General features: G+C 68.9%; 11 protein-coding genes, 1 tRNA gene and 1 pseudogene. 3 read left to right on the forward strand and 10 right to left on the reverse strand.

All coding sequences use genetic code 11. The annotated features are described in order from the left end of the window. Positions 1 to 32: 32 nt before the first annotated feature. From gyrA to ACWCPF_RS29850, 3 genes are all read left to right on the forward strand, one after another. On the forward strand, positions 33 to 2,627 hold the full coding sequence (gyrA, locus tag ACWCPF_RS29840) for a DNA gyrase subunit A (protein ID WP_451048190.1): 2,595 nt from the start codon (positions 33 to 35) through the stop codon (positions 2,625 to 2,627). 19 nt (positions 2,628 to 2,646) lie between these two features. Further along, a complete protein-coding gene (locus tag ACWCPF_RS29845; protein WP_451048191.1) occupies positions 2,647 to 3,468 on the forward strand; it encodes a DUF3566 domain-containing protein in 822 nt (273 codons plus the stop codon). Positions 3,469 to 3,591: 123 nt separating this feature from the next. Beyond that, positions 3,592 to 3,668, forward strand: a tRNA-Ile gene (locus tag ACWCPF_RS29850). 86 nt (positions 3,669 to 3,754) lie between these two features. Here ACWCPF_RS29850 and ACWCPF_RS29855 read toward each other — a convergent pair. From ACWCPF_RS29855 to ACWCPF_RS29900, 10 genes and pseudogenes are all read right to left on the reverse strand, one after another. Next, positions 3,755 to 4,912 (reverse strand): tyrosine-type recombinase/integrase, encoded by a 1,158-nt coding sequence (locus ACWCPF_RS29855; RefSeq protein WP_451048192.1) that lies wholly within the window; start codon positions 4,910 to 4,912, stop codon positions 3,755 to 3,757. After that, on the reverse strand, positions 4,912 to 5,100 hold the full coding sequence (locus tag ACWCPF_RS29860) for a helix-turn-helix domain-containing protein (RefSeq protein WP_451048193.1): 189 nt from the start codon (positions 5,098 to 5,100) through the stop codon (positions 4,912 to 4,914). The genes ACWCPF_RS29855 and ACWCPF_RS29860 overlap by 1 nt, the downstream gene beginning before the upstream one ends. After that, positions 5,097 to 6,392, reverse strand: a complete 1,296-nt coding sequence (locus tag ACWCPF_RS29865) for a replication initiator (protein WP_451048207.1) — start codon at positions 6,390 to 6,392, stop codon at positions 5,097 to 5,099. The genes ACWCPF_RS29860 and ACWCPF_RS29865 overlap by 4 nt, the downstream gene beginning before the upstream one ends. Before the next feature lie 158 nt (positions 6,393 to 6,550). Then, positions 6,551 to 6,802 carry a SpdD protein gene (locus tag ACWCPF_RS29870; protein WP_451048194.1) on the reverse strand — a complete coding sequence of 84 codons (252 nt, stop codon included), beginning with the start codon at positions 6,800 to 6,802 and terminating at the stop codon, positions 6,551 to 6,553. Positions 6,803 to 6,826: 24 nt separating this feature from the next. Then, entirely contained in the window at positions 6,827 to 7,021 is a 195-nt protein-coding gene (locus ACWCPF_RS29875) for a hypothetical protein (RefSeq protein WP_451048195.1), read from the reverse strand. Positions 7,022 to 7,037: 16 nt separating this feature from the next. Further along, positions 7,038 to 7,229, reverse strand: a complete 192-nt coding sequence (locus ACWCPF_RS29880; protein ID WP_451048196.1) for a mobile element transfer protein — start codon at positions 7,227 to 7,229, stop codon at positions 7,038 to 7,040. An 11-nt stretch (positions 7,230 to 7,240) separates the two neighbouring features. Beyond that, positions 7,241 to 7,861: a DUF2637 domain-containing protein gene (locus ACWCPF_RS29885; RefSeq protein WP_451048197.1), complete on the reverse strand. Its 621-nt coding sequence runs from the start codon at positions 7,859 to 7,861 to the stop codon at positions 7,241 to 7,243. A 78-nt stretch (positions 7,862 to 7,939) separates the two neighbouring features. Next, complete coding sequence (locus ACWCPF_RS29890) at positions 7,940 to 9,316, reverse strand: FtsK/SpoIIIE domain-containing protein (RefSeq protein ID WP_451048198.1); 1,377 nt, start codon at positions 9,314 to 9,316, stop codon at positions 7,940 to 7,942. Further along, positions 9,316 to 9,672, reverse strand: coding sequence for an SCO3933 family regulatory protein (locus ACWCPF_RS29895; RefSeq protein ID WP_451048199.1), 357 nt, complete (start codon positions 9,670 to 9,672; stop codon positions 9,316 to 9,318). The genes ACWCPF_RS29890 and ACWCPF_RS29895 overlap by 1 nt, the downstream gene beginning before the upstream one ends. Positions 9,673 to 9,841: 169 nt before the next feature. Then, positions 9,842 to 9,938, reverse strand: a pseudogene (locus tag ACWCPF_RS29900) (GntR family transcriptional regulator); the annotation flags it as partial.

Raw genomic sequence — 9,938 nt, forward strand, 5'->3', positions numbered from 1 at the left:
GCTGACCGCACCAGGAAGGATCCCCACCAGCAATGACCGACGAGAACACTCCCGTCACGCCTGAAGAGGGCGGCGACGTCGTGATGCGCATCGAGCCCGTCGGGCTCGAGACGGAGATGCAGCGCTCCTACCTCGACTACGCGATGTCCGTCATCGTCTCGCGTGCGCTGCCGGACGTCCGGGACGGCCTCAAGCCCGTCCACCGGCGCGTCCTGTACGCCATGTACGACGGCGGCTACCGGCCCGAGAAGGGCTTCTACAAGTGCGCCCGCGTCGTCGGCGACGTCATGGGCAACTACCACCCGCACGGCGACTCCTCGATCTACGACGCGCTGGTCCGGCTCGCGCAGCCGTGGTCGATGCGGATGCCGCTGGTGGACTCCAACGGCAACTTCGGCTCTCCCGGCAACGACCCGGCGGCCGCCATGCGGTACACCGAGTGCAAGATGATGCCGCTGTCCATGGAGATGGTCCGCGACATCGACGAGGAGACCGTCGACTTCACGGACAACTACGACGGCCGCTCCCAGGAGCCGACCGTCCTGCCGGCCCGGTTCCCGAACCTGCTGATCAACGGCTCGGCCGGCATCGCGGTCGGCATGGCCACGAACATCCCCTCGCACAACCTGCGCGAGGTCGCGGCCGGCGCCCAGTGGTACCTGGAGCACCCGGAGGCCTCGCACGAGGAGCTGCTGGATGCGCTCATCGAGCGCATCAAGGGCCCCGACTTCCCGACCGGCGCGCTCGTCGTCGGGCGCAAGGGCATCGAGGAGGCCTACCGCACGGGCCGCGGTTCGATCACGATGCGCGCGGTGGTCGAGGTCGAGGAGATCCAGAACCGCCAGTGCCTGGTGGTCACGGAACTGCCGTACCAGGTGAACCCGGACAACCTCGCGCAGAAGATCGCCGACCTGGTGAAGGACGGCAAGATCGGCGGCATCGCCGACGTCCGTGACGAGACGTCGTCGCGTACCGGTCAGCGCCTGGTCATCGTCCTGAAGCGGGACGCGGTCGCCAAGGTCGTCCTCAACAACCTCTACAAGCACACGGATCTGCAGTCGAACTTCGGCGCCAACATGCTGGCCCTGGTCGACGGCGTTCCGCGCACCCTCTCCCTGGACGCGTTCATCCGGCACTGGGTGGCGCACCAGATCGAGGTCATCGTCCGCCGCACGCGCTTCCGGCTGCGCAAGGCCGAGGAGCGGGCGCACATCCTGCGTGGCCTCCTGAAGGCCCTGGACGCCATCGACGAGGTCATCGCGCTGATCCGGCGCAGCGACACCGTGGAGATCGCCCGTACGGGCCTCATGGGCCTCCTGGAGATCGACGAGATCCAGGCCAACGCGATCCTCGAGATGCAGCTGCGCCGACTGGCCGCGCTGGAGCGTCAGAAGATCATCCAGGAGCACGACGAACTCCAGGCGAAGATCACCGAGTACAACGCGATCCTTGCGTCCCCGGTCCGCCAGCGCGGCATCGTGAGCGAGGAACTGGCCGCGATCGTCGAGAAGTACGGCGACGACCGCAAGACGATGCTGGTGCCCTACGACGGTGACATGTCCATCGAGGACCTCATCGCCGAGGAGGACATCGTCGTCACCATCTCGCGCGGTGGCTACGTCAAGCGCACGAAGACGGATGACTACCGTTCCCAGAAGCGCGGCGGCAAGGGCGTCCGCGGGGCGAAGCTCAAGGAAGACGACATCGTCGACCACTTCTTCGTCTCCACCACGCATCACTGGCTGCTGTTCTTCACCAACAAGGGCCGTGTGTACCGCGCGAAGGCGTACGAGCTGCCCGACGCCGGCCGGGACGCGCGCGGTCAGCACGTCGCGAACCTGCTGGCCTTCCAGCCGGACGAGGCGATCGCCGAGATCCTCGCGATCCGCGACTACGAGGCGGCGCCATATCTGATCCTGGCCACCAAGGGCGGTCTGGTGAAGAAGACGCCTCTGAAGGATTACGATTCGCCGCGTTCCGGTGGTGTCATCGCGATCAATCTCCGTGAGACGGAGGACGGTTCCGACGACGAACTGATCGGAGCCGAACTCGTCTCGGCCGACGATGATCTGCTTCTGATCAGCAAGAAGGCACAGTCGATCAGGTTCACCGCCACGGACGAAAGCCTGCGGCCCATGGGCCGTGCGACCTCGGGCGTCAAGGGCATGAGCTTCCGTGAGGGAGACCAACTGCTCTCGATGAATGTTGTTCGACCCGGTACGTTCGTGTTCACTGCCACAGACGGCGGGTACGCGAAGCGAACCGCCGTCGACGAGTACCGCGTCCAAGGACGTGGCGGCCTCGGTATCAAGGCTGCCAAGATCGTGGAGGACCGTGGCTCGCTCGTCGGCGCGCTGGTGGTCGAGGAGACCGACGAGATCCTCGCCATCTCGCTGTCCGGCGGTGTGATTCGTACGCGAGTCAACGAGGTCAGGGAGACGGGCCGTGACACCATGGGCGTCCAACTGATCAACTTGGGCAAGCGCGATGCCGTCGTCGGCATCGCACGTAACGCCGAGGCGGGGCGCGAAGCGGAAGAGGTCGACGGTGAGGACACCGTCGACGAGACCGCCGAGCAGACCACGACCTCCGGCACGGACGAGGGTGAGTCGCCCTCGGCTGAGTAGCACCGAGGAGTGAGTCATCGTGAGCGGAGCCACGGGCGCCGGTACGTCTGCCGGTACGGACAAGAACGGCGGCGGCCGTGGCTCCGCCGCGTCGGCGGGGGACGCGCGTACGACCGACGCGCGGGGCGCGGGGGGCGGCGAGGGACGTGCGGCGGACACGCACACGACCCAGCTGAAGGCGATCAAGGCCCCCGTGGCCGAGTCCCCCTCGTCGGCACCCTCGACCGACACCAAAGGTGCCAAGGGATCCCAGGGGGGAACCGTGACGGACACCCGAGGCTCACGGGCTGAGCAGGAGGCTTCGCCGCTCCCCGGCGAACGTCAGCCGCAGCAGCCCGCGGGGCCCTACCACCCGCCGCAGGCCTACCCGACGCAGGCGCCCGCGCCCGTGCCGCCGGCCGGGCCCGCCGCCGCGGCCCAGGCGGCCGACGCGGTGCGGCGGCCGCGGACGGGCGCGCGCACCACGCCCCGCGTCCGCAAGGCGCGGCTGCGGGTGTCGAAGGCCGACCCGTGGTCGGTGATGAAGGTCAGCTTCCTGCTCTCCATCGCGCTGGGCATCTGCACGATCGTCGCGGCGGCCGTGCTGTGGATGGTCATGGACGCGATGGGCGTCTTCTCGACGGTCGGCGGCACGATCTCGGAGGCCACCGGCTCGAACGAGTCGAACGGCTTCGACCTCCAGTCGTTCCTGTCGCTCCCCCACGTTCTGATGTTCACGTCGATCATCGCGGTCATCGACGTGGTCCTCGCGACGGCGCTGGCCACCCTCGGCGCGTTCATCTACAACCTGTCCGCAGGCTTCGTCGGAGGCGTCGAGCTGACGCTGGCCGAGGACGAGTGACCTTTGTCGTCATAGCGGTTTCAAACCTCGCCGAGGGTCCCGCGACTATCGATTTTGGGACTGCCCACGTCGTGCGCTAATCTTCAGGAGTCAGCGCGCGGGACACACACCGCAGAGCGCGGCGGGGCTATAGCTCAGTTGGTTAGAGCGCATCCCTGATAAGGATGAGGCCACAGGTTCAAATCCTGTTAGCCCCACCAGCGTAAAGACCCCCAACCGATCATGGTTGGGGGTCTTTGACATCTACGGCTGACATCAACGGCCGTGACCGGCTGCGATCAGCCGGTCAGCCGATGAGCGGGTCTTCCAGGAGCTCGGCCAGCATCCCCACAGCCTCCCGCTCGCCGTCGCCCACAACGTGTGTATAGACGTCCATGGTCATGCTGATCTGGCTGTGCCGCAGGATCGCCTGAGCGACCTTGGGATGCACCTTCAGGAAGGCGAGCAGGGTGCCGCAGGTGTGTCGGGCGAGCCGGACCGTGATGCGGCGCACACCGGCCCGCCTCACGAGGCGGTCGAAGGTCCGGGAGAAGCCCATCGGGTCGATCATGCCGCCGTGCTCGGAGGAGAAGATCAGGTCGTGTCCCTCCTCCTGCGCCCAGTGCGCACCGGCGATCTTGCGTTCCAGTTCCTGGAGCTCCCGGCGCTCCTCCAGGGCACGGGCACAGAACTCGGGCAGCGGGAGCACCGCCTGTGAGGACTCGGTCTTGAGATCCTTCAGCACCAGGCCCACGCCCTTGACCCGCTGCACCTGCTTGACCGGGGTGAACTGGCCGGCCTCGAAGTCGACGTCCTGCCAGCGCAGGCCGAGGAGTTCGCCCCGACGCAGGCCGAGCACGAGCACCAGGACGCCGGCCGCGTAGAGGCGGTGGGCACGGGCTGAGCGAAGGAACGTGATCGCCTCACGCGCGTTCCAGGCGGTGCCCTTGTCCTTGCTGACCTTGGGCATGTCGACCAGGAGCGCGACGTTGCGCGTCAGCAGCTCCTCGCGCATGGCCGCGTTGAGGCCGTTCCGGAGGACGCGCAGCACCTCGAAGCGGGTGGCCGCGCCGACCTTCTCTCGCTTGAGCGTGGCCATGAAGGTGCGGAGCTGGGCGGGCGTCAGCTTGGAGAGCGGCTTCTTCCCGAGGTGCGGCACCAGGTACAGCCGCAGCTTGGACTCGTACTTGACGTACGTGTTGTGCTCGCGCTCCGGCTTGATGATGTGCTCCAGCCAGTAGGCCAGCCACTCCCCGAGCGTCCAGGCACGGGACGGCACCGGGACGCCGTTGCGCTCCTGGTCCTGGAGCTTGCCGAGCTTCTCGTTCGTCTCGTCCCAGGTCGAGCCATAGACGTATTTCCGGACCCGGTTGCCGTCAGTGTCGGTGACGTACGCGGCCCCCTGATAGCGGCCGTCCTTGCGCTTGGTGATGGTCCCGCCGCCGTTGGGGCGCTTCTTGGCCATCAGGCAGCCTCTCCGATCCCACGGACGATGAAGTCCCGTACGGCGTCGTCAGGGATCCGGCGGCATCCGTCGACCTTGATGGAGACCAGGCGCCGGGTACGAATCAGGTCGTAGACCTTGGTGCGGCCGACCTTGAGCCGGGTCATGACCTCAGGCACGGTGAGCAGTTCGGGGGTTGCGGTGGTCATGCGGCGGCTCCTTTCGAGGCGGAGATCGTGGGTTGTGCCTCGCAGTGGAGGCTGGAAGAGAGCCAGGCTTCGGTGTCGGAGAGGCCGGTTCCGGCGAAGGCCCAGTGGGCGAGGACGTACGTCGTCTCGGGCGCGTTGCCGGGTGTTTCGGTCGCTGCTTGGGCTCGTCGCCATTCGGCGCGGGCGTCGCGGAGTGCACCGAGGGTGGTGGAGTAGCGGCGGGACTTGGTGGAGAAGTGGCCGCGGAAGCCGAGCATGTGGGCCCAGGCGCGCAGGCGGAGGTGTTCCAGGTCCTTGCGTGCGCCGAGCGCCCAGGCGGTTCGGATCAGGCGGCGGGCGTGTTCGCTGATGTCGAGCTGGGCGAGTTCGGCGACGAACTTCAGGGGACGGTCGAGCGCCCCTGTGGCGGTCTCGGCGCCCTTGGTGGCGTACTTGGCGATGTAGGCGGCGACGGCGCGTTCGGTGAGCTCCTGGCTGTCGTTGAAGTCGGCGGATCGGATGGTGCGGACGTCGAGTTGGCGGCCGAAGGTGAAGGTGTGGGTGCGGCCGTCGATGGTGGGTCCGTCGACCCGGACCTTGGACGCGGCAGCGCCGATGGCATCGGTCAGCAGCTCGGCGGTGGACCACGTCGGAGGCGGAGTCTCGCCGCCGCCGGGGCCGTCGACGCGGATGACGGCGTGGAAGTGGACCGCGCCGCGCTTTTGGTATTCGGCGACCTTGGCGAAGGACACGCGGGCGTGGTCGCGGAGCTCCCGCTGTGACAGGCCCGCGCGCTTGGCGACTTCCCGGCGCAGGTAGATCGAGAAGCGGCGCCAGAGGGGTCCGGCGTGGGCGTTCCAGAGGACGGCGGCTTCGTAGTCGTAGGTGTCGGGGTTGAGCGGGGTGCCGAGGGCGTCGTCGTCCTGGTCGTGGTGGGTGCCGCAGCGGCAGGGGCGGCCGTCGGTGCGGCGGTTGTGGGCGGGGCCGAATCCGGGGGCGGTGAAGGTGGCGAAGACGCGGGGGTGGGTGGCGACGTGTTCGGGGGTGCCTTTGCCGCCGCGTAGTCCGGCGGTGATCAGTTGGAAGGTGTCGCGGCGGTAGACCTCGGAGCAGGCCGGGCAGCGGGTGGTGCGGCGGTTGTTGCAGCGGACGAGGAGTTGGCCGGCCGGGAGGTCGCCCGAGTCGAGGCGGTGGAGGATGCGGCCGATTTCGCCGGTGGTCGTGTCGATGTCGTATTCGGTGCGGTGGCCGTCGAGGCGGATCGGGTGGGTGCAGCCGCCGAGGCCGGAGAGTTGGCGGAGGATACCGGGCAGGGTGCCGCCTGCGGCGAGGTTGCTGAGTTCTGGGAGTGGGGGCGGGGTGGCGCGGGTGAAGATGGCGGTTCTCCTTCTGACGGGCACTTCGGGAGGGGTGGGCCGCCGGGGCGGCGGATGCGTGGCTGTGTCGCGCCGCCCCGGAGGTCTGGCGCAGGTCAGCGGCGGTGGTGGTCGCGGAGCAGGGAGCGCAGGACCACGGCGGCGACGGCGACCGAGATGGCGGTGACGGTGACGGCGGCCAGGAGCGCGGTGAGGACGACTCCGCCGACGAGCACGGCCGCGACGGTCTTCTGATCGATGGACACCGAGGGGAGCGAGCGCCGGACCGGGACGGGGGTCGGGTCGGTCGGGGTGTGGGTGTGCGCGGGCGGTGGGGTGGGGTTGTCCGGGTACTTGGGCAGGAACACTGCTGCGATCTCCTGTCTACTCGTCTAGATGTGTTCGCTGTTTATGACGGTCACGCCGGTACGCGTGCCTGATTCGATGGCGGGGGCGAGGAAGGTGCGCGAGAGCCAGAAGCCGAAGAGGGTGATCAGGACGACGATCCAGACGCGGACGCCGAGGAACTTGACCGCCGCCCAGGCGAAGAAGCCGAGGACGACGACGAGCGGGAGGCTGACGGTCACGGGGTACTGGGTCCTTTCAGCGGACGGGGCAGCGGTGGGTGCGGGCGGCCAGCTCGGCGGCGGCGCGGCTGTCGTAGTCGGCGGAGAAGTTGCAGCGCGGGGCGGTGCAGGCGGCGGTGTGCTTCTCGCGGCCGCGGTGGTCGTAGGCGGTGCCGATCTGCACGGGGCCGATGCGGGTGACGTTGCGGAAGCGGCGGTTGGCGGTCATCAGAGCTCCCTTTAGAGGTGGGCGGCGATGGCTTCGGCCATGGGCGCCGGGACGCCGAGGCGGGCGCGCAGGGTCGGGACGTGCATGGGGGTGCCGGTTCGGGTGTGGTGTTCGGCGGCGACCTTGCGGGCGTGATCGATGAGGGCGGCCGGGACCGGGAGGGCGGGGCGTTCCGGCGATGCCTCGATGGCGGGTGGGGCGGGCGGCTCGGGTTCGGATTCGGGCTCCTCCTTCTGGCCCTCGATGGTCATGACTTCGTCGGCCGCCTTGGGTGTGGAATGGGCGAGGAGGGTTCCGCCGAGGAAGGCGACGGCGGGCCAGCCCGCGACGAGGATGCGCAGCCAGGCCGGGACGTTGCCGAGGTCGAGCAGGCCGGCCGTGGCGATGTTCGCGCCGAGGGAAGCGGTGAGCGCGATGACGAACCAGCACCAGGCCGCGCCCTTGGCCGAGCCGGAGCGCAGTCGACGCCAGGCGGCGACAAGCAGCAGGTCGACGGAGACGGGGTAGGCCCAGGCCTTCCAGCCGTCCTGTCCGGCCGCGACGGCGACGTCATGGATGTGGGCGAAGGACAGCGCGGCGGCGATGAGCGCCTGTACGAGCACCGCGTCGACGCGGGCCAGTTGGGCGCGCATGGCGGCTCCTTCCGGGTTCAGACATGGAGGGGTAGGGACGTGGCGTGAGGCGGTCACGTCGACCGTTGAAGCGGGGTGTCAGTCCGTGACGGGGTGCGGCTGGACGACGGGGGCCGAGGTCTGGACAGGCCGAACGGGGACGTCGGGCCGGAAGGGCTTCAGCGCGGGCAGCTCGGGCACCAGGTGAGCTGTCTCCCGGCAGACGTCGGCAGCATCGCCGAGGGAGAGATACGGGGTGCGGATGCGGGACCAGCCGCCGGACGTATCCCCCGCGACCGCGAGGCCGGGACGTTCGGCAGGGATGGCGCATGCGGCGAAGACCGCTTCCGGCGCGATGTCGCCGAGGGCCATCTTTGCGGAGGCTTCGTCATTGACGCGGTGGCAGACGCGGCCGGTCAACTGGGCCCGGAGCATGGTCGCGCCCTTGCCCAGTTCAGCGCCGAAGCGCTGCCCGCAGACCTCCAGGTAGATGCCGGCCGCGCGGCCGAGCTGGGCGAGGCGGATGAGCTGCGTGACCATCTCGTCGCGGCGCTCCTCGTCCTTGCGGGTGGCGGTCAGGAAGAGCTCGGCCACCTCGTCGACGAACAGGACGATGGGCACAGGCCGTTCGCTCTCGGGCAGGCCCCAGATGTCGGAGGTGATCTCTTCGTCGGGGAGATCGGGGGCGATGCCTTGCCTGGCCTTGATCAGGTCGTATCGGTCCTCCATCTCCTTGACCAGGACGGGCAGCAGCTCGGAGGCTTCGTCCGGATCGGTGGCGAGGGCCGACAGACGCGGTGCGAACGGGGCCAGCTCAACCCCGCGCTTGCAGTCGACGCCTACGAGGGCGACGTCCTGCCGGGCGAGCCCGGCGACCAGGTGCCGGAGGTACATGGACTTGCCCGACAGCGTTGCGCCGAGGGTGAGTTGATGCGGAACGGCCCGGTAGTCCCGTACGAAGGGCATGGCGTCCTCCCTCAGCGCGACCGGCACCTTGAGGAAGCCGCCCTCGGCCTTGCGGGGCATCCGCACCTTGCGCAGGACGTCGAAGCCGACGAGCCGCAGTTCGACGACACCGGGCTTAACGGTGGAGACGTACACGGCGTGGACGCCCCAGGCGTGCCGCAGCCGTTCGGCCGAAGCGGCGACGTCGGCGGGTTCCTGCCCCGGAGCGAGCCGGAGCCGAAGCCGCAGCCCGGTCGTGGTCGGGCGGATGATGCCCCGGCGGGGCGGGACCGGCCGTATCTCCCGTCGAGTCGTGGCCTTGACTGCAAGGATCCGCAGCCGGGACGGGGCGACGGTCAGGCCGCAGGCTTCCATGACCGAGGCGTACGAACTGAGGAGTCGGACGGTGGATATCGGCCCGCCGACCGCCGACCAGCAGAGACCCGGGTGGTTGGCTCGGGCGTAGGTGGCCCCACCGCCGAGCGCGGCGACAGGACCACCCACCTCCAGGAGCGTCGTCAGGTCGGACATCAGGCCGAGGCCCCCATGACGGCCGGGAAGGCGGCCGGGGTGACCGCGGCGGCGCGGTAGGCGATGCCGTGACGCTGCTGCCCGTTGAACACGGACTCCCACGGCCGGGCGATCAGCCCCGGCAGCGAGACCGGAGCGCCGAGGTTCAGCCCCTCGGAGACACCGCCCTCGGGGATGGTGACCTTGATGAGCGAGGACTCCCCGTCCTCGATGTAGACGACGCCGATGGTCATCAGGGCCTCACCGCTCACGGTGTCCTTGGCGATTTCGCCGGTCTGACGGTCGCGGACCTTCGGCTCGGGAGCCTCCGTCAGGAGGATGGTCGCGGCGGAGGTCTCAACACGGATGGTGCGCAAGGTTGCGTTCCTATCTACTCGTCTATACAAGATGCGATCTGCCGACCCGATCTCTCGGGCTCACGACGATCACCCTGCCACACAACTTGCCCACTCGTCTATACGAGTAAGCGTGTTGGGGTGTACGAGTTCGGGAGAACGGCCCCGCGCACCACCGCCACTCACCCGCTTACGTGGCCGGGAGCTGGTACGACAGGACGTACGCGTCCGCCGCCATGACCGTGTCGCAGACCTCGACCGCTCGCCCCTCGGTGTCGAAGGCAGTC

Source organism: Streptomyces sp. NPDC001858 (genome assembly GCF_053594615.1).

Excerpts from the sequence above, each read along its gene's own strand:
- gyrA (WP_451048190.1), top strand. The coding sequence starts at position 33 with ATGACCGACGAGAACACTCCCGTCACGCCTGAAGAGGGCGGCGACGTC.
- ACWCPF_RS29855 (WP_451048192.1), bottom strand. The coding sequence starts at position 4,912 with ATGGCCAAGAAGCGCCCCAACGGCGGCGGGACCATCACCAAGCGCAAG.
- ACWCPF_RS29860 (WP_451048193.1), bottom strand. The coding sequence starts at position 5,100 with ATGACCACCGCAACCCCCGAACTGCTCACCGTGCCTGAGGTCATGACC.
- ACWCPF_RS29880 (WP_451048196.1), bottom strand. The coding sequence starts at position 7,229 with ATGACCGCCAACCGCCGCTTCCGCAACGTCACCCGCATCGGCCCCGTG.
- ACWCPF_RS29885 (WP_451048197.1), bottom strand. The coding sequence starts at position 7,861 with ATGCGCGCCCAACTGGCCCGCGTCGACGCGGTGCTCGTACAGGCGCTC.
- ACWCPF_RS29890 (WP_451048198.1), bottom strand. The coding sequence starts at position 9,316 with ATGTCCGACCTGACGACGCTCCTGGAGGTGGGTGGTCCTGTCGCCGCG.